The following is a 17810-nucleotide window of genomic DNA, read 5'->3' as shown; positions in this document are numbered from 1 at the left end:
GACCTGCTCGTCGGTGACCGTGCGCGGAGCACCGGGCCGCGGCTCGTCGGACAGGCCGTCCAGGCGCGCCTCCACGAAGCGGCGCCGCCACTTGCCCACCGTCTGCGGCCACACCCCGAGATCGGCGGCCACGTCCTGATTGGACCCACCGTCCGCGCAGGCCAACACGATGCGCGATCGCAGCGCCAGCGCCTGCGACGACTTCGCCCGCCGCGACCAGCGCACCAGAGTCGCCCGTTCGTCGTCGGTCAAGGTCACCGCGGCCACCGGCCGTCCCGTGCGTGCCACGACGCCCATACTAGACATCATCAACGAATTTCAGGCGCAAGACACTAGCGTGCGGCCCATGCAGCCGCCCGACCAACACCGCCGCGCGGTACCCCGCGGATGAGCGCCCACTGGTGCGAGCTGGCCGAGGGGGTGCTGGCCCGCAGGCACACCGAGCTGGACCTCACCACCGGACTCGTGCTCGGCACCGAGCGCGCGCTGGTCATCGACACCCGCGGCGACGAGCGGCAGGGCGCGGAGCTGGCCGCCGCGGTCCGGACGGTGACCACGCTGCCGATCGTCGTCGCGATCACCCATACGCATTTCGACCACTGCTTCGGCACGGCCGCGTTCCTGCCCTGCCCGGTGCACGCGCACCCGGGCTGCGTCGCCGCGCTGCGCGCCACCGCCGACGCCCAACGCGCCGCATGGGTCGCCCGCTACCGCCTCCGCGACGCCGGGACGGCCGAGGCGCTCGCCGCGACCGTCCCGGTCGTGCCCGACGGGTCGGTCGATCCGGCCGCGGTCGTCGACCTGGGCGGCCGCAGCGTGGAGCTGCGTCATCTCGGCCGCGGACACACCGACCACGACATCGTCGCGCATGTCCGCGACGCCGGTGTCGTCTTCGCGGGCGATCTCGCCGAACAAGGCGCGCCACCCGACTTCGGTGACGCGTTCCCGCAGGACTGGCCGGCCACGCTGACCGCGCTGCTGGGGCTCGGTCCGCGCATCGTCGTCCCCGGGCACGGCGAGCCGATGACCCCGGCCGAGGTGGCCGACCAGCGCGACGCGCTCGGGCGGATCGCCGCATTGCACGCCGCGGTCGCGACGGGTTCGCTGGACGCGGCCGAGGCGCAGCGCCGCTCCCCGTTCCCGGGTGTGCGGTGGTCAAGTTGACCCGGGTCGGCCTCCTGCACGATTCTCTGCAGCGGGCCGATGGCCCGTCTCCGTTCCGCCGAGGGCACCCGGCATGCTCTGGAGGAGGTGTCGATGGACCACATCGACGTCACCACGACGTTCGCCGCGCGTCGGCGTGCCCAGCTCGGCGGCGTCCTCGGCCCGGAGGCCGAGGCGCTCTTCCCCGCCACCTACTCCGATCCGGCCCCGAGCCCCGACGGTTCGCGGATCGCCTGGATCTCCGACCGGGACGGCAGGCCGCGTGCCTGGGTGGGCGAGCTGTCCGCCACGCCGGTCGACGAACCGGACTGGCCGTTGCCCACCGGGCTCGATCCCGCGACGCCCGCCGATGTCCAGGCGATCAGCTGGTCGCCCGACGGGACGTGGCTGGCCTGCCAGCTCGCACCCGGGGGCAGCGGACACACCCGGGTTGTGCTCGTCTCCCCCGACGGCTCCGGGCACCACGAGATCGCCCCGGGCGCCGCCGCGGTCACCCTCGGCTCCTGGTCACCCGCAGGGCGTCACCTCGGTGTCACGATCTACTCCCCCGACCACGGTGACGGCCAGGCCTGCCTGATCGACCTGCGCGACGGCACCTCCACCCTGCTGACGAGCGGCCCGGCGCCGAGGGTGTGCGCGGTCAGCGGCGACGGCCATCGGGTCGTCGTCCGGGTGGGCGGTCGCGGCACGCGGCGCCTCGAGCTGATCGATCTGCGCACCGGCGGGCGGACCGACCTTCTTCCCGGCAGCGACGCGGGCGTCGCCGACGCGTATCTCGATCTCACCGGCAGTCGGCTGTTCCTGCACACCGACACCGGCCGCGAGCACGCGGCCCTGCTGTCGGTGAGCCTCTCCGACGGGGTGCCGGGGATGGCGCAGCCGCTGGCCGCCCGCGCCCACGACGACCTCGACCTCGTCGCGTTCGACCCGGCGGGCGGACACGCCGCCGTGGTGTGGAACGTCGACGGCCGCAGCGAGCTGGAGCTGCTCGACCTGCGGTCCGGGTTGACCGGGCCGCTGCCCGAGCCGTCCGGCGACGTGGTCACCGCGGTGGCGTTCACCGGCGACGGGCGAACGCTGCTGCTGGCGAGCGAGGGCCCGGCGACACCGCCGCAGCTGGAGCGGATCGACCTGCATCCCGGTGTCCCCGCGATGCAGGCCTTCCCGGTGCTGCCGGCCGAGCCGCCGGAGAACGTCCAGGAGGCGTTGGACGGCCTGGTCGCGCCGACCCTGCACGAGTTCCGCGCGGAGGACGGGTTGACCTTGAGCGGCTGGTTGTTCCGGCCGCGCGGCGCGATGGGCGCCACCCCGGCGCTGATCTGGCTGCCCGGCCGCGCCGGAGCGCGGCAGCGTCCGTCGTTCCGATCACTGTTCCAGGCGCTGGTGGCCGAGGGCATCACGGTGTTCGCGCCGACCCTGCGCGATGTCGGCCGCGGCTCGTCGCGGACCGATCGCCTCGCCGTGGTCACCGATATCCGTGCGGCCGCGGCGTTCCTGACCGGCTCGGGGCTGGCCGACTCCGCCCGGATCGGGGTGGCCGGGCACGGCGACGGCGGCCATCTGACGCTCGCGGCGCTGGCCGGGTTCCCGGAGCTGTTCCGGGTCGGCGTGGAGATGTCCGGCATCGCCGACTTCGCGTCGTTCTACGCGAGCACCGAGCCCTGGGTCGTCGCGTCCGTCGCCCCCGCCTACGGCGATCCCGAGACCGACCGTGAGCTGCTGCACGAGCTGTCACCGATCCATCGGATCGACCGGATCGTGGCGCCGTTGCTGGTGGTGCACGGGCGGCAGGACACCCGCGTGCCGCTCGACGCGGCCGAGCAGGTGGTCGCTGCGCTGCGTGAGCACGGCGCCTCTCCCGGCTTCCTGCTGTTCGACGACGAGGGCCACGAGGTTCGCGGCAGCGCCAACCGCGCGGCGCTCGTGCGTGAGGTGGTGCGGTGGGTGAGCGACAACGTGTGCGGGATCGGCTCCCGCACGGCCTGAGGTGTGCCTCGATCGTCCGCGTTAGGCTTCTGCTGTGAAGAGAGCCGATGCGGTAGTCGGTGCACCGGCGGGTGTTCGGGTGCCGCAGTACCCCATCGAGTCGGTGGACAACGCTCTGAAGGTCCTGCTGCTGCTGGGCGAGCGTTCCGAGCTGCGGCTGACCGAGGTGAGCGAGTACCTCGGGGTGGCGTCGTCGACCGCTCACCGGCTGCTGGCCATGCTCACCTATCGAGGGTTCGTCCGGCAGAACGAGCGCACGAAGGCCTATGGGCCGGGGACCGCGCTGACCGGCGTCGCGTTCGCGATCCTGCAGCGCTTCGACTTCCGCGGCGTGCTGCGCCCCTACCTCGAGCGGCTCAACACTGAGCTGCGCGAGACCGTGCACCTCGGACTGCTCGACGGCGCCACGGTCCGGTTCATCGACGCGATCGAGAGCCCGCAGGCCGTCCGCGTCGCGTCGCGGCTCGGCCGGTCGATGCCCGCGAGCTCCACCTCGACCGGCAAGGCGCTGCTCGCGCAGCTGTCGATCGAGGAACTGCACGCGCTCTACCCGAACCAGGAGCTGGAGGGCCTGACCGAGAACAGCATCCGCAGCCGCGACGAGCTCGAACGGCACCTGGAGGGCGTGCGCGCCCGCGGTTACGCGACGAGCGCGGAGGAGAGCGAGCGCGGGGTGTCCTCGGTGGCGGTGGCGTTCCCGTTTCGCCGTTCTCCGGCGCGGATCGCCTTCAACATCGCCGTCCCGGCCAGTCGGATGTCCGCCGAGGGCCAGAAGGCCATCGGAGCCCGCTTGCTCGCGACGGTCGACGAGGCGGCGCAGCTGCTGCACGGCTGAACGCTCGCCCTCTCGCCCCTTGACACACCCGCACCCGTCCGTGACTCTCATAAACGGAGTGACGCTCTGCTCAGCAGAGAGAAATCAGGTGGGGGTTCACCGATGACCGATCAGGCCCGTCTCTTCTCGGAGGTGCGGCGAGGGATGATCCCGGCGCACATCTACAACGACGAGGAGATCTTCCGGCTGGAGCGGGAGCAGGTGTTCGGCCGGGCGTGGGTGTTCGTGGGGCACGAGTCCGAGGTGCCCCAGCCGGGCGACTATGTGGTGCGGCGAGTGCTCGCGGACTCGTTCATCGTGGCCCGCGGCGAGGACGGGCGGGTCCGCGCGCTGTTCAACATGTGCCTGCACCGGGGGATGCAGGTGTGCCGGGCGGAGATGGGCAACGCCTCGCATTTCCGCTGCCCGTACCACGGCTGGTCCTACCGCAACGACGGCCGGCTGGTCGGGCTGCCGTTCCACCGCGACGCCTACGGCGGGGAGGCCGGTTTCCCACGGAAGGGCCAGACGCTGCTGCCCGCCCCGTCGCTGGACACCTACAACGGCCTGATCTTCCTCAGCCTGGATCCGGACGCGCCGCCGCTGCACGACTACCTCGGGGACTTTGCGTTCTATCTGGACTACTACACCCGTCAGTCGCCCGGCGGGATCGAGCTGCGCGGCCCGCAGCGCTGGCGGATCAGGGCGAACTGGAAGATCGGGGCGGAGAACTTCGCCGGGGACATGTACCACACCCCGCAGACCCACACGTCGGTGGTGGAGATCGGGTTGTTTCGGGAGCCGAAGGCGGAGAAGCGCAAGGACGGGGCCACCTACTGGGCCGGCAACGGCGGGGGTACGACCTACAAGCTGCCGCCCGGGACGCTGGAGGAGCGGCTGCGCTACGTCGGCTATCCCGACGTGATGATCGAGACGATGAAACAGACCTGGTCGACCGCGCAGCTCGACGTCGTCGGCCGGGACGGGTTCATGGTGTCCGCGGCGTCGGTGTTCCCGAATCTGAGCCTGGTGCACAACTGGCCGCGGGTGGCGGACTCCGAGGAGGTGCTGCCGTTCATCTCGATCCGTACCTGGCAGCCGATCGGGCCGGACGAGACCGAGGTGCTGTCCTGGTTCGCGGTGGACGCCCAGGCACCCGAGCGGTTCAAGGCGTTGTCCTACAAGGCCTACCTGATGTGTTTCGGTTCCACCGGAATGTTCGAGCAGGACGACGTGGAGAACTGGGTGTCACTGACCAGCACCGCGGGTGGGGCGATGGCGCGGCGGCTGCTGCTCAACAGCCGGATGGGGCTTCTCGAGGACGACACCGAGGTGGTGGCGCCGCTGCCCCGCGAGCGGTTCGCCGGGCCCGGGGTGGCCCGCGTCGGCTACGGCGAGTACAACCAGCGCCATCTGCTGGAGCGCTGGGCCGACCATCTGGAGGCGCGAGCATGAGCGCGCACTCGGCGCCGTCCCGGCTCGGTGGGCACGCCTCGCCGATCCAGCGCAGCGGCGGGTCGCTGCCGTTCTCCGACGAGCGACACCTGCAGGCCCACCGGTGGCTGGTCGACGAGGCCTATCTCCTCGATGCCCAGCGCTACGACGCCTGGCTGGAGCTGCTGACCGCCGACATCCACTATCTGATGCCGGTGCGGGTCACCACCGCGTTGGGCGCCGGTTATGACTGCGCGCCCGGGATGGCGCATTTCGACGAGGACAAGTACTCGCTGTCCCGGCGGGCGGCCCGGTTCTGCACCCAGCACGCCTGGACCGAGGACCCGCCGTCGCGGCTGCGTCACCACCTCACCAACGTGCGCACGTTCGCCACCGCCGACCCCGACCACCTCGTGGTCGACTCCGGGGTGCTGCTGTATCGCAGCCGCGGGGACGTGCGCGAGCCTGCGCTGATCTCCGCCGGACGCGAGGACCTGCTGCGCCGCATGCCCGGCGGCACGGGCTGGCTGCTGGCCCGGCGCACGATCCTGGTCGACGACGCGGTGCTGCGCACCCAGAACCTGGCGATCTTCCTTTGACACGGCACCCGGACGACGACGCCCGGCGCCGCGATCTGCTCGCCCACCAGCGTGGGGAGGAGATCGTGCTGGGCAACGAGTTCGCCGAGGTGCGGGTGTGCCGGGTGGAGACCCGCAACGGGTCGCGGCTGCTGATCGGGTCGCCGAAATCCGGGCAGTGGGTGGCGCTGTGCCCGCTGGAGCTGGAAGCGCTGACCTGGCAGAACCCGCAGACGTTCTCGGCCATGATCGGCAACCCCTTCGCACCGTTGATCTCCGACGACGAGGACGAGTCGTGACCGGGTGGCTGGACGGGCGCCGCGCCCTGGTCGTCGGGGCCGGCTCCGGGATCGGCCGGGCCGTGGTCGACGCCTTCCGCGCCGAGGGCGCCCGGGTCGCCGTCCTGGAACGCGACCCGGCCAAATGCGACACGCTCGCCGCGGAGATCCCCGGGCTGCCGGTCGTCGCCGGTGACGCCACCACCCGCGCCGCGAACGAGGAGGCCGTCGCCGCGGCGGTGGCCGCGTTCGGCGGTCTGGACGTGCTCGTCGGCTGCGTCGGGATGTTCGACTTCTACCGCGGCCTCGGCGAGCTCGACGCCGAGTCCATCGACGACGCGTTCGACGAGATGTTCGCCGTCAACGTCAAGAGCCACCTGCACGCGGTCAAGGCAGCCCTGCCCGCACTGCGAACCAGCCGGGGCTCGATCATCCTCACCGCGTCCACCTCGGCCTACTACCCCGGCCGCGGCGGGGTGCTGTATGTGGCGTCGAAGTTCGCCGTGCGCGGGCTGGTCACCGCGCTCGCCCACGAGCTCGCCCCGAACATCCGGGTCAACGCCGTGGCCCCCGGCGGCACCCTGAACACCGACCTACGCGGGCCGGTCAGTCTTGGGCTCGACTCCCGCAGGCTGGGAGACGTGCCCAACCGGGAGGCCGAGCTGGCCGCCCGGGTGCCGCTGCGGGTCGCGCTCTCCGGCGACGACCACGCCTGGAGCTACGTGTTCCTGGCCTCCGAACGCTCCCGCGGCATCACCGGCGACGTGATCCACCCCGACGGCGGGGTCGCGGTGAAGGCGTGACCGAACCCCCGGCGAGCAGCGAACTCGCCCCGCTGCGCACCCTGGTCGCCCAGGCCTGCCGGGTGCTGGCCGCCCGCGGGCTGGCCGACGGCATCCTCGGGCACGTCAGCCTGCGCATCGACACCCACCGGCTGCTGGTTCGCTGCCGCGGCCCGCAGGAACGCGGCCTTGCGTTCACCACCGACGCCGATATCCGGTTGGTCGATCTCGACGGGCAGGCGGGTGCGACCGGCGAGCTCGACCGCGGCTACGCCCCACCCAACGAGCTGCCACTGCACACCGAGGTGCTGCGCGCCCGTCCCGAGGTCGCCGCCGTGGTGCACGCCCACCCGCCCGACGTCGTCGCCGCCGACCTGGCCGGCCTCGCGATCCGCCCCATCGTCGGCGCATTCGACATCCCCGGCGCCCGGCTCGCCGCGGGCGGGATCCCCACCTATCCTCGCGGTGTCCTGATCCGCGACCGACGCCTTGCCGCCGACATGGTCGCCGCCATGGGCGGGCGGCCCGTCGTGCTGCTGCGCGCGCACGGCCTCACCAGCACCGGCCGCGGCGTCGAACAGGCCGTGTTGCAGGCGATCAGCATCGACCGGCTCGCCCGGCTGTCGCTGCGCATCACCGGCGCCGGCGGCACCCTCACCGACCTGCCGCCGGAGGACCTCGCCGAGCTACCCGACCTCGGCGCGTCGTTCACCACCGCCACCGCCTGGCGCCACGAGCTCGCCCGGCTCGATGGGGTGCCGGCTCAGGAGGCGGGCATCTGCGGGGTGTCGTCGTAGATCTCCTCGACCGTGTCGAGGTGGGCGAGCATGAGCCGGCTGAACCGGGTGCGGCTGCGGCGGCGGAGGGCCTCGAGGAGTTGCTCGTGCTCGCGCAGAATGTGCGGCCAGTCCGCGCGCGTGCTCATCGTGAACGCGGGCACCCGCTCCCCCATCCGGACCAGGGAGATGATGAGCGCCTCGAGAACCGGGTTACCGGTGGCCTGGACCAAGAGCTCGTGGAACTCCAGGCTCAGCCGCAACATCTCGTGGTCGTCGAGGCCCGTCTGGATGCCGGTACGGAAGCGGTGCAGGTTGTCCTGGAGCCGCTGGTGCAGGTCGGGTCCGCTGTTGGCGAGGATCGCCGCGCTCAGCGCGGGTTCGAGGACGCGTTTCGCGGCGAGGTAGTCGGGCAGCTCCACCCCACGGTGGCGGAAGAGGTTCTCGAAGGCCCGGCACACCGCGTCGATCCCCGGCTCCAGCACGAATGTCCCGCCGCCCGCCCCGACCTGGACCTCGACGAGGCCCTCGTGCTCGAGGTTCATCGTGGCCTGGCGGACCACGGCGCGGCTGACGCCGAACTCGCTCATCAGCTCGCGCTCGGTGGGGAGCCGGTCGCCGGGAGCGAACCGGCCGGACAGGATGGCCTCCCGCAGCTGGGCGGCGACGTCCTGGTACAGCCGCGTCTGCCTCGCCGGCTTGAACGTCGTCACCAACCGCCTCCGCCGTCTGCCCTGTCGCAACATCCTAGTGAGTGAGCAGCTCCCGGCGCGTCACGCGTGGACACGCACGCTGATCGGGCCGAACGAGGCGGAGAGGCCCTGCCCGCGCAGCGAGCGACTGCGTCCGTCGGCGACGGGGTGCAGCGTGATCAGGCCGAGTCCGACGTTGACCCGGGTGGGGATCTCGACGCCGCGCACGTCGTGGACCAGGTGCCCGTCGACGCGCCATTCGGCGGCGCCGCGGCGGGCGTCGAGGGTGATCTCGTAGCGGTGCGCCAGGCCGGGCGCGACCTCCAGGCCCGCGAGCGGGTGCTCGATGACGTAGGTGAACGGGCGCCCGACCCCGGGCATCGGCAGCCGTTCGTAGATCGAGAAGACGGTGTCGCCGGTCGCGCAGGCGTCGAACACCCAGCCGGAGGCCATGTCGAGCACGTTCATGGAGGCGAAGCCGTCGCGGTAGTCGCGTGGCGCGGCGTTGATGCCGGTGGCCGCCATCTCCATGGCGAAGGTGGCGGCGCCGCCGGTGGGCACGGTGAAGGATTCGGTGGACAGCAGCAGGTGCTTGGGGTTGTCCATGATCTGGACCTGGTCGTGCGCGCGTTCGAAGCGCTCGACGTGGATGCTCAGGGTCCCGTCGTCGACCTGGGTACGGGCGCCGGGTTCCGCGCACGTCCACGCGGTCCCGTCGGGACCGGGTGGGTACTGCAGGTAGCACCAGCGGGACATGTCCAGCTCGGGACCGGTGAACTCGTCGTAGACGGTGGTCGGGCCGGCGGTCTGGGTCATGGTGGACTCCCTGAGCGGCGACGGTCAGGCCGGCTGGCCGACGCTGGGGTGAATGTCGAACTGGCCGGTCTCCATGAGCCTGCCGATCTCCCGGCCCGCGGGTGTGAGCGACAGCGGCGCGCGGGTCTCGAGCAGCCAGGCCTCGTAGCCCTCGGGCACGTCCTCCTCGGGGCCCTGGTGGATGATGCCCTTCGGCGTCCAGGTCACGGTTCCGGGCTTGTCGACCGCGCCGTAGTGACCGGGGCCTGCCACGTAGAAGATGACCTCGTCGTAGTCGGCGTTGTGGTGGATCGGCGGCCGGTCGCTGCGCCGGTTGCCCAGGTAGTAGACCATCGTCCGGGTCGTCGTGTCGTTGATCAGCCGCGGCGGCATCAGACCGCCCTTCTCGACGCCGAGGCCGTGCACGTTCTCGATGTTGAACCGGCGGACGATCGGCGCGCCGAGGACCGCGAGGCTGGGCAGCGGGTCGTAGTCGTAGAAGTACGAGGTGAACTCGCGGCCGTGCCGGATGATGATCTCGTACTCGCCGGGTCCGCGGTCGATCGAAGGATCCGGCACGGGGGCGTCGACGTGCAGCTCGACGTTGAGCACCCCCGGTGCGTTCTCCGGGTCCACGGCGAGCTGGCTGTCGGTGACCACGATCATCTCGCGCAGCGGCGAGTCGATCCGGGCGTAGCGGTAGGTGACCGCGCGCGGCAGCAGCACGAAGTCACCGGCCCTGACCTGCAGAACCCCGAAGTCGGTATGCAGCTCACCGGCGCCTTCGAGGACGTAGTGCAGCTCGTCGGCCAGCACGTTGCGGACGGCGAACGCGGTCGGCTCGCTGCGCCGCGCCACCTCCACGGTGACCCCGGCCCCCTTCAGCACCGCCACCGGCAGGGCCCGCGACTCGGCGAAAGCCGCGTCCGCCACGTCGTACACGTCGAAGCGACGCGGCGCGTAGCTCCCCTGCACTCGCGTGTAGGGCGGTGAGTACTGGGCCCGCGCGATCGTCGCCATCGGTCCGGCGAACCCGTTGCGGGTGTAGAGATCGATGTTGGGGGGCTTGCCTGGTCCGGGTCCGTCCGTCGGCGCGCTCATCGGCGTCCTCCTGTCCTCATCGTTCTCGTCGCGGTGCGTGGTCAGGCTGCTCCGTCGAGACGCGGCAGCACCGCCTTGGAGATCAGCTCGACGTCCCCGGGAAGGTCCTGGCTGTAGAGCAGGACGTTCACGTGCCGTGCACCCGCCTCGCCGAACCGGCCGAGGGTGTCGAGCCAGCGCTCGGGGGTTCCGCACAGGCAGGCGAAGGCGAACTGCTCCAGCGGCGCACCGAACAAGGAGCGGATGGCCGGGCCCAGCACCGCCTCCGCCTCGTCCTCGGTACGACCGATCGCCGCGAAGACGTACGCCGCGGCGGTCAGATCGGCCGGGTCGCGTCCGACGGCCCGGGCGTGCCCGACGACCTCGCTCCAGCCCGCACCGAACTGGTCCGGCCCGGCGAACACTGACAGCCAGCCGTCACCGAGCCGACCCGCCCGCCGGTGGGCGCCCGGCGAGTTTCCGCCGACCCAGATCGGGATCGGCGTCTCGGGTCGGGGCAGCAGATCGACCCCCTCGCATCGGTACCCGGGGCCGTCGTGGGTCACCCCGCCCTCGCTCCACAGCCGGCGCAGCAGGCCGATGTACTCATCGGTCAGCGGAGCCCGCCGCGCCGGCGCGATCTCGGCGAGGTGGTACTCGGCGGGGTTGAGCCCACCGAGCCCGATCCCGGCGATCAGCCGCCCGCCCGACAGGAACTGTGCCGTGGCGAACGCGTGGGCGGTGTACACGGGGTTGCGGCGCCCCACCGCCAGCACCGACGTGCCGATCCGCGCGATCCTGGTCCGCGCGGCCACCGCACCGAGCAGCGTCAGCGAGTCGAGCCATGGGACGCCGGCCAGGGTCCGGTCGGTGACCCAGACCGAGTCGAACCCCGACGCGTCGGCGATCTCGACGGCCGGCCAGAGCACCTCGGGCCGGACGGCCGGTGGCAGGACCAGACCGACGCCCGGCGGCGTGGATCCCGGTGAGCTCCCCACGACCCCTCCCCGCGTATGACGTGGACCACAGTGAAGACCGAAAGATTCAAACTTTCAAGGGGTCGAGAGGAGATTTCTGTTTCTCAGAAGTTGTCCCCGACTGGCTCCTTGTCGTGCCGACCCCCGGTGGGTACCGTCCGCCCGAACATTGAACCTTTCCATCTTCTTCGCCACTGGTCCCGGCCTACCGGCCGCCGAAGGGAGCCACCGTGAGCCAGCCGTCGACCCTTCCCTCGTTGTGGGACGCCGCTCGCGAGGAGATGGAGGGCTACGCCTTCCATGCGCAGCCGACCGTCCAGCCTCCCTGGGAGGTGCCGGAGCGGATCGCGATCAACGTCGCCGTCGCCGGACGCGCCGGTGCCGGCTCCGCACCCGACCACCCCGTCGACCTGGAGGAGTACGTCGACGCCGCCTCGCAGGTCATCGAGGCCGGCGCCTGCGGGGTGCACATCGACTTCACCTGGGTCACCGACTCCATGGGTCGCCGGCTGGACAAGGACCTGCCGCCGACCGAGACCTACGGGCTGGTGCTCGAGCCGCTGCGGGCCCGGTTCGGCGACGCGTTCGTGGCCAACCTCAACGTGCTCAACGGCGCCACCTTCGAGGAATGCCTGAGCCCCGCGGTGGCCGGACAGGCCGAGGTCGCGCCCTGTGCCGCAGGGCACCCCGAGGCCTTCGTCAAGCCCGCAGTGGCGACGCTGCTGGAGCACGGCGTCAGCCCCGAGATCGTCATCCACAGCTCGGGTGAGGTCGAGCTGGCCAAGCGCCGGTTGTTCGACCCCGGCATCCTCACCGGCCCCCGCACCAACTGGATCGTCCTGTACGGCCTGCCCGTCGACGCCGGTCGGACCTTGATCTCCGGCGCCTGGGTCAACGACACCCGGTCGATGGCCACCCACCTGTTCCTGATGGTCGACCAGATCCGCCAACTCGACCCCGACGCCGCCATCACCGTCTGCAACGCCGGCCGGGCTGGGCTCTACATCACCACCCTCGCGACCATGATGGGCCTGAACATCAGGGTGGGCCTCGAGGACAGCCTCTGGAAGCACCCGAACGCAGACGAGATCAACAAGAGCAATCTCGAGCTGTTCTCCCGCGCCCGCACGATCGCCCAGGAGCTCGGTCGCCAGCCCGCCACCGCCGACGAGTACCGAGCCATGATCGGTCTGCCGAGACGAGGCTGACGGCAGGGCGGGAGACCATGGACGCGCGCCAAGGGGTGAGGCGTGACCTCGCCGAGCTACCCGACCTCGGCGCGTCGTTCACCACCGCCACCGCCTGGCGCCACGAGCTCACCCGGCTCCGACGAAGCTGACGCGAACGCGGCGATCGTCGCCTCCGGCACCCCGTCCCAGCTTCCCGCGACCGGCATCGGGAACACCACCGGCAGGTCGATCCCGGCACACCGGTAGTCGGCCAGCTGCCGCCGGCATGTCGCGGGGTCGCCGTAGATCACGAACGCGTCGACGACGGACTGGGGCACCGCCTGGGCGGCGCCCTCAGTGTCTCCCGCGGCCAGTCCCCGCTGCATCTCCTCCAGCTCGGCGACCGTCGCGTGCTCGGCGAACAGCAGCACCGCCGAGGGGTGCCGGAGGAACCGCAGCACCACCGCCCGGGCCGCGGCCTCCGCGCGCCGCGGATCCTCGGCCACGCAGCACTGGAGCACGCAGCTGATCGAGACCTCGTCCGGGTCGCGACCGGCGTCGGCCGCGGTGCGGACCGCACCGTCCGCACCGCGGCAGCGGCCTGCTGCGGCGACATCAGGTTGAGCACGACGCCGTCCGCGATCTCGCCGGCGAGCGCCGCCATCCGGGGCCGCAGCGCGGCCAGGTACACCGGCACCCGGGGCCGCGCCGGCGGCCGGTCGAGCGGCAACGGCGCGGCCAGCCGGTATACCGGCCCGTCGTAGGTCTCACCACGGTGGACGGCCCGGACGACCCCGACGTAGTCGCGCAGCATCGCCAGCGGCGGCACCCGGGGCAGCCCGAGCTGATGGTGGTTCAGCGCAGGCGTCGCGACGCCGAGGCCGAGCACGAACCGGCCACCCGACTGCTCGTCGAGCGTCGCCGCCGTCATCGCGGCGAGCGCCGGCGGGCGCAGGTGCGCGTTGGCGATCGCGGTCCCCACCACGACCCGCTCGGTCGCCTCGATCACCGCCGGGCACAGCGCCAGCACGTCGCTGCCGCCCTCGGCGAGGAACACCGCCGCGTATCCGGCCTGCTCGGCACGCCGGGCCAGGCTGCCCAGCTCGCGCGCCGACAGCCCGGTCCTGGTGGGCAGCGAGATCCCGAGCAGATCCGACATGAGCACCTCCCGTTTCACCGGTGTGCAGAAAAGTCTTCCGCAGATTGCGTCGCGAAACTAGGCTCGGTTGCATTCCGCAGCGACGAGGAGGCCCGATATGGGTGAGTTCCAGTTCGGTGGGGTCAACCACCTGGCGCTGGTCTGCTCGGACATGCAACGGACCGTCGACTTCTACACGAACGTGCTCGGGATGCCGCTGGTGAAGACCATCGAGCTGCCGCGCGGCCTTGGACAGCACTTCTTCTTCGACTGCGGCGGCGGTGACACGCTGGCCTTCTTCTGGTTCCCGGACGCCCCCGACGGCATCCCGGGGGTCTCCGCGCCGGCGGCCCGTCCCGACCAAGGCGAGATCGTCAGCGCCGTCGGCTCGATGAACCACGTCGCGTTCAGCGTGCCGCCCGAGACGTTCGAGGACTGTCACCGCAGGCTCGCCGCCAAGGGCGTCGAGGTCAGCCCGATCCTCGACCACGACGACAGCCCCAGCGGACGGGCGAGCGAGCTGCACCCCGGTGTGTTCGTCCGGTCCTTCTACTTCATCGACCCCGACGGCATCCTGCTCGAGCTCGCCTGCTGGCTGCGCAGTTTCACCGTCGACGACGTGCGGCACGCGCCGCGCACGGCGGCCGACCGAACGGCTCCCGCGTCGATCTGATGATCCCGGCCGCCCCGATCCGCGCGGCGTGGGCCGCGCTGCGCCCGTGACCGACGTCCGCCGCGAGTTCCTCGGGCTGCCCTCCCCGCTGGCCCCGCGGGCGGGCGCAGGCGGGTACCCCTGCCAGGGCGTCTACCACGCCCCGACCGGCCGTCGACCCCGCACCGCATTCATCGCGACGCACTACAACGTCGACTTCGCCGAGCACTACCTGGCCCCATACCTGGCCGAGCGCGGCTACGGCTTCCTCGGCTGGAACACCCGGTTCCGCGGCGCCGAGGCCTACTTCCTGCTCGACCACGCACTCGCCGAGATCGCGGTCGGGGTGGGCTGGCTGCGCGAACAGGCCGGTGTCGAGCAGGTCGTGCTGCTGGGCAACTCCGGCGGGGGCTCGCTGATGGCCGCCTACCAGTCGCAGGCCGTCGCGCCGAACGTCACAGCCTCGAGCACCAAGGCTGCCGACGCCATCGCCGACCTGCCCGCCGCCGACTTCTACATCGCGCTGGCCGCCCATCCGGGGCGACCCGAGGTGCTCACCGCCTGGATGGATCCCTCGGTGAGCGACGAGACCGATCCGCTGTCCCTCGACCCGGCGCTGGACCCCTTCGACCCGGCCAACGGGCCCCCGTTCTCGGTGGAGTTCCAGCGCCGCTACCGGGCGGCCCAGCGGGCCCGCAACCAGCACATCACCGACTGGGTGCACGCCGAGCTCGAGCGGCTGGCCACGACCCGCGCGACCGATCGGCTCTTCCAGACCTACCGCACCTGGGCCGACCTGCGGATGATAGACCCCGAGATCGAGCCGTCGGAACGTCCCCCGCGGCACTGCTACCGCGGCGACCCACAGGCCGCGAACTACGGAGTCACCGGCATCGCGACGCAGTCCACGCTGCGTACCTGGCTGTCGATGTGGAGCCTGCAGACCTCGCAGTGCCGCGCCGCGCCGCATCTGGCCCGGATCAGCGTGCCCTCGCTCGTCGTGCACGCCCGCGGCGACGCCGGAGTCCATGAGGACGATGCGCGCGGCATCCTCGACGGGCTCGCCGCCGACGACAAGACCCTCGAGCTGCTGGCCGGAGACCACTACTTCACCCAACCGGCCGGAGCCCGATCCCAGCTGGCCGACCTGCTCGGTGGCTGGCTGGGCCGGCGCGGGGCGTGAGATCGAACGCGACCAACGTCGGTCTAGGCGCGGCTGAAGGACTGCAGGATCGGTTCGCCGTCGGAGCTCGCGCCGACGACGAACCGGTACGGTTCGCGGGTCGTCACGCCGTCCTTGCGGGTGAACACGATCGTGGCCGCTACCGCGTTGTTCCCGACCGGCCGCGCCGACTCGACCGCCACCGCGCTGAGCCGGTCGTAGAAGCTGCGATAGCCCTCGATACCGCCGGACTGCGCCCGCGCGGTGGGACTGAGCAGCGCGAACGCCTGGTCGACCTGGTTCGGCAGCATCCCGTAGTAGCGCTGCACGAAGGCCACGGCGTCACCGGCGACGACCGGGGCGGAGGTGGTCGCCGGGGCCGTCGTCGGCGTGGGGCTCGGACGGGTTGCGGGCGGGCGCGTCGTGGTCGGTGCGGCGGCGCTCGTGGCGGGTGCGGCCGCAGTGGGTGGGAGGGCACCGCTCGCGGTGGTACCGGACGTGCGCAGCAGCCCGATCACGACGCCCACGGCCACGACCAGCAGCACCAGCGAGCCGATCAGGATCGGGATCCGCAGCCGCCGGCGGCGGTCGGCACCATCCGGTGCGGCCGAGGCGTCCCCCGGGGTGCTCCCCGGGGGCGAGGGCGGCCCGGGGAACGCCGCGACGGGGACCTCGGTCAGCGTCGGTGGGCTCAGCCGCGCGGGAACCGGGCTCGCGGGACCCGGCTCGACGAGCACCGCGGTGTCGCCCTCCACCGCGGGACCGGTCGGGACGCGGTCCGCCGCAATCGCGGCCAGCGCGTCGCGGGCCTGTGCGGCGGTCGGGCGGCACTCCGGGTCGATCGCGAGCAGCCGCATGAGCAGCGCCGTCAACGGGCCCGCCTCGGTCGGGGGACGCACAGCACCGGTGGCGACCTTGTGCAGCAGGGCATAGGCGTTGTCGTCGAGCCCGAACGGCGGCTCGCCCTCCACGGATGCGTAGAGCGTGGCGCCGAGCGCGAAGATGTCCGAGGCAGACGTGGGTTGCTGGCCGCGAGCGACCTCGGGTGCGAGGAATGCGGGCGTCCCGGCGATCATGCCGGTGCGGGTGAGCTGGACGTCGTCGACTGCCCGGGACACCCCGAAGTCGGTGATCTTCACGCGACCGTCCTCGGCGATGAGCACGTTCCCCGGCTTGATATCGCGGTGGACCACGCCCGCCGAATGCGCGGCGACCAGCCCGTCGGCGACCTGCCGGCCGAAGGCGGCGACCTCGCGCGGCGGCAGCGGGCCCTTCTCGGCCAGCACCGCGGCCAGCGACCGCGAGGGCAGGTACTCCATGACCAGCCACGGCCGGTCGTCGTGCACCACGACGTCGAACATGCTGATGACATGCGGGTGCTGCAGGCGCGCACCGATGCGGCCCTCGCGCAGGATGCGCTGGCGGGCCTCCTCCAGCGCGTCGCCGCCGGAGGCACTGGGCGAGGCGGCCGCGAGCAGCTCCTTGACCGCGACGGTGCGGTTGAGCAGCTCATCGGTCCCCCGCCAGACCGCCCCCATCGCTCCGGCACCGATGCGCTCGTCGAGCCGGTAGCGATTCCCGACGCGGGTGGCATCGGAGTCGGACGGGCTCATGGAACTCCAGCGTAGGGATCGCAAGGACAGGCTCGGCCCACCGGGCCCCTTGATCCTATCGATCGAAAAGGTGTCCGCGGCGGCGGCATCCGCCACCCCCGGTGATCGCGCGTTGACCGCATCGACGAAGCGCCGCTGACATGATGCACCGTCACCGGCTCAGCGCGGCAGACCCAGTTTTTTACTGGACTGAGACTCCCGAAGCGGGAGTGTCCATGGGTTCGTGTTGGTCATCGGGCTCCTTGTGGGTCGGTTGCCGAGCGGCTCGTGGGCATGCCGAGTTCGGTCCAGCTGGGCGTGGAACTCGTGCGGGCGCGGGTGCGGTCGAGGCGGACGAGCTTGGATTTGGTCTGCTCGAGGCTGTGTTGGAGTCCTTGGATCTCGCCGAGCCAGCCGTTGTGGCGGGCTTCGTCGATGCGGTCGGCGAGGTTGCGGGTGATCTCGATGAGGCGGGCGCGTTGGCGGGGATCGACCCGCAGCATGGGGCAGCGGATGCAGGCGTGTTCGTGTTTGCAGGGGCTGCCGTAGGGGCGTCCGCAGGTGCCGAGTTCGAGCTTGCGCAGTTCGAAGTGCTGTTCGAACTCGCGCCACTCGTCGTCGGTGGGTTCGCGGTATTCGGCCGCCGGCTGAGGTGTGTCCGAGTTAATGAAGCAGCCGGGCGATGGAATACCCGACCACGAGCGGGTAGTGATCATCGGTGGTCCTTGCTCGTGTTTCGAC

General features: G+C 71.8%; 18 protein-coding genes and 2 pseudogenes. 11 read left to right on the top strand and 9 right to left on the bottom strand.

The window, feature by feature from the left end; translation table 11 throughout:
- A partial coding sequence (locus G567_RS31245) for a helix-turn-helix domain-containing protein (RefSeq protein ID WP_154667184.1) occupies positions 1 to 288 on the bottom strand: 288 nt, incomplete at its 3' end.
- A 99-nt stretch (positions 289 to 387) separates the two neighbouring features.
- On the opposite strand from G567_RS31245, the gene G567_RS0124360 reads away from it, so the two are divergent.
- The 8 genes from G567_RS0124360 (at position 388) to phtC (ending at position 7833) form a co-directional block, all read left to right on the top strand.
- Positions 388 to 1164: an MBL fold metallo-hydrolase gene (locus G567_RS0124360; RefSeq protein ID WP_028931979.1), complete on the top strand. Its 777-nt coding sequence runs from the start codon at positions 388 to 390 to the stop codon at positions 1162 to 1164.
- Between the two features lie 93 nt (positions 1165 to 1257).
- Positions 1258 to 3150 carry a S9 family peptidase gene (locus tag G567_RS31240; protein WP_161631754.1) on the top strand — a complete coding sequence of 631 codons (1893 nt, stop codon included), beginning with the start codon at positions 1258 to 1260 and terminating at the stop codon, positions 3148 to 3150.
- A gap of 79 nt (positions 3151 to 3229) precedes the next feature.
- Complete coding sequence (locus G567_RS31235) at positions 3230 to 3985, top strand: IclR family transcriptional regulator (protein WP_245585783.1); 756 nt, start codon at positions 3230 to 3232, stop codon at positions 3983 to 3985.
- Between the two features lie 102 nt (positions 3986 to 4087).
- Entirely contained in the window at positions 4088 to 5419 is a 1332-nt protein-coding gene (locus G567_RS31230; protein ID WP_037058049.1) for an aromatic ring-hydroxylating dioxygenase subunit alpha, read from the top strand.
- On the top strand, positions 5416 to 5997 hold the full coding sequence (locus G567_RS0124340) for a 3-phenylpropionate/cinnamic acid dioxygenase subunit beta (RefSeq protein WP_028931978.1): 582 nt from the start codon (positions 5416 to 5418) through the stop codon (positions 5995 to 5997). The genes G567_RS31230 and G567_RS0124340 overlap by 4 nt, the downstream gene beginning before the upstream one ends.
- Complete coding sequence (locus tag G567_RS0124335) at positions 5994 to 6275, top strand: hypothetical protein (protein WP_028931977.1); 282 nt, start codon at positions 5994 to 5996, stop codon at positions 6273 to 6275. The genes G567_RS0124340 and G567_RS0124335 overlap by 4 nt, the downstream gene beginning before the upstream one ends.
- Positions 6272 to 7057 (top strand): 3-(cis-5,6-dihydroxycyclohexa-1,3-dien-1-yl)propanoate dehydrogenase, encoded by a 786-nt coding sequence (gene hcaB, locus G567_RS0124330; protein WP_028931976.1) that lies wholly within the window; start codon positions 6272 to 6274, stop codon positions 7055 to 7057. Before G567_RS0124335 ends, hcaB begins: the two co-directional genes overlap by 4 nt.
- On the top strand, positions 7054 to 7833 hold the full coding sequence (phtC, locus tag G567_RS31225; protein WP_051233521.1) for a 3,4-dihydroxyphthalate decarboxylase: 780 nt from the start codon (positions 7054 to 7056) through the stop codon (positions 7831 to 7833). The genes hcaB and phtC overlap by 4 nt, the downstream gene beginning before the upstream one ends.
- Here phtC and G567_RS0124320 read toward each other — a convergent pair.
- Genes G567_RS0124320 through G567_RS32530 form a run of 4 tightly spaced genes read right to left on the bottom strand, consistent with a single transcriptional unit; the run spans position 7800 to position 11377 of the window.
- Entirely contained in the window at positions 7800 to 8525 is a 726-nt protein-coding gene (locus G567_RS0124320) for a FadR/GntR family transcriptional regulator (protein WP_028931975.1), read from the bottom strand. The genes phtC and G567_RS0124320 overlap by 34 nt on opposite strands.
- 60 nt (positions 8526 to 8585) lie before the next feature.
- Entirely contained in the window at positions 8586 to 9320 is a 735-nt protein-coding gene (locus G567_RS0124315) for a DUF6081 family protein (protein WP_028931974.1), read from the bottom strand.
- 24 nt (positions 9321 to 9344) lie between these two features.
- Positions 9345 to 10400 (bottom strand): AraC family ligand binding domain-containing protein, encoded by a 1056-nt coding sequence (locus G567_RS0124310; protein ID WP_051233520.1) that lies wholly within the window; start codon positions 10398 to 10400, stop codon positions 9345 to 9347.
- A 41-nt stretch (positions 10401 to 10441) separates the two neighbouring features.
- A complete protein-coding gene (locus G567_RS32530) occupies positions 10442 to 11377 on the bottom strand; it encodes an LLM class flavin-dependent oxidoreductase (RefSeq protein WP_051233519.1) in 936 nt (311 codons plus the stop codon).
- 209 nt (positions 11378 to 11586) lie between these two features.
- On the opposite strand from G567_RS32530, the gene G567_RS0124300 reads away from it, so the two are divergent.
- Positions 11587 to 12564, top strand: coding sequence for a 3-keto-5-aminohexanoate cleavage protein (locus tag G567_RS0124300; RefSeq protein ID WP_028931972.1), 978 nt, complete (start codon positions 11587 to 11589; stop codon positions 12562 to 12564).
- Between the two features lie 56 nt (positions 12565 to 12620).
- Here G567_RS0124300 and G567_RS36960 read toward each other — a convergent pair whose 3' ends face one another.
- Together G567_RS36960 and G567_RS36955 are read right to left on the bottom strand one after the other, a co-directional pair.
- Positions 12621 to 13046 (bottom strand): LLM class flavin-dependent oxidoreductase, encoded by a 426-nt coding sequence (locus G567_RS36960; protein WP_342662941.1) that lies wholly within the window; start codon positions 13044 to 13046, stop codon positions 12621 to 12623.
- A gap of 62 nt (positions 13047 to 13108) precedes the next feature.
- Positions 13109 to 13684, bottom strand: a pseudogene (locus G567_RS36955) (LLM class flavin-dependent oxidoreductase); the annotation flags it as partial.
- A 97-nt stretch (positions 13685 to 13781) separates the two neighbouring features.
- On the opposite strand from G567_RS36955, the gene G567_RS0124285 reads away from it, so the two are divergent.
- Together G567_RS0124285 and G567_RS0124280 are read left to right on the top strand one after the other, a co-directional pair.
- On the top strand, positions 13782 to 14336 hold the full coding sequence (locus tag G567_RS0124285; protein WP_028931970.1) for a VOC family protein: 555 nt from the start codon (positions 13782 to 13784) through the stop codon (positions 14334 to 14336).
- Positions 14337 to 14382: 46 nt separating this feature from the next.
- Positions 14383 to 15498 carry an alpha/beta hydrolase gene (locus G567_RS0124280; RefSeq protein WP_222595687.1) on the top strand — a complete coding sequence of 372 codons (1116 nt, stop codon included), beginning with the start codon at positions 14383 to 14385 and terminating at the stop codon, positions 15496 to 15498.
- Positions 15499 to 15521: 23 nt separating this feature from the next.
- Here the strand turns inward: G567_RS0124280 and G567_RS0124275 are convergent, their stop codons facing one another.
- Positions 15522 to 17090 carry a serine/threonine-protein kinase gene (locus G567_RS0124275; protein WP_028931968.1) on the bottom strand — a complete coding sequence of 523 codons (1569 nt, stop codon included), beginning with the start codon at positions 17088 to 17090 and terminating at the stop codon, positions 15522 to 15524.
- A gap of 230 nt (positions 17091 to 17320) precedes the next feature.
- Positions 17321 to 17810, bottom strand: a pseudogene (locus G567_RS31210) (hypothetical protein); the annotation flags it as partial.

The sequence above is a fragment of the Pseudonocardia asaccharolytica DSM 44247 = NBRC 16224 genome (assembly GCF_000423625.1).
Taxonomy (GTDB): Bacteria; Actinomycetota; Actinomycetes; order Mycobacteriales; family Pseudonocardiaceae; genus Pseudonocardia; species Pseudonocardia asaccharolytica.
This window is presented reverse-complemented; position numbering and strand designations above follow the sequence as displayed.

Excerpts from the sequence above, each read along its gene's own strand:
- G567_RS0124360 (WP_028931979.1), top strand. The coding sequence starts at position 388 with ATGAGCGCCCACTGGTGCGAGCTGGCCGAGGGGGTGCTGGCCCGCAGG.
- G567_RS31240 (WP_161631754.1), top strand. The coding sequence starts at position 1,258 with ATGGACCACATCGACGTCACCACGACGTTCGCCGCGCGTCGGCGTGCC.
- G567_RS31230 (WP_037058049.1), top strand. The coding sequence starts at position 4,088 with ATGACCGATCAGGCCCGTCTCTTCTCGGAGGTGCGGCGAGGGATGATC.
- G567_RS0124340 (WP_028931978.1), top strand. The coding sequence starts at position 5,416 with ATGAGCGCGCACTCGGCGCCGTCCCGGCTCGGTGGGCACGCCTCGCCG.
- G567_RS0124315 (WP_028931974.1), bottom strand. The coding sequence starts at position 9,320 with ATGACCCAGACCGCCGGCCCGACCACCGTCTACGACGAGTTCACCGGT.
- G567_RS0124310 (WP_051233520.1), bottom strand. The coding sequence starts at position 10,400 with ATGAGCGCGCCGACGGACGGACCCGGACCAGGCAAGCCCCCCAACATC.
- G567_RS0124285 (WP_028931970.1), top strand. The coding sequence starts at position 13,782 with ATGGGTGAGTTCCAGTTCGGTGGGGTCAACCACCTGGCGCTGGTCTGC.
- G567_RS0124275 (WP_028931968.1), bottom strand. The coding sequence starts at position 17,090 with ATGAGCCCGTCCGACTCCGATGCCACCCGCGTCGGGAATCGCTACCGG.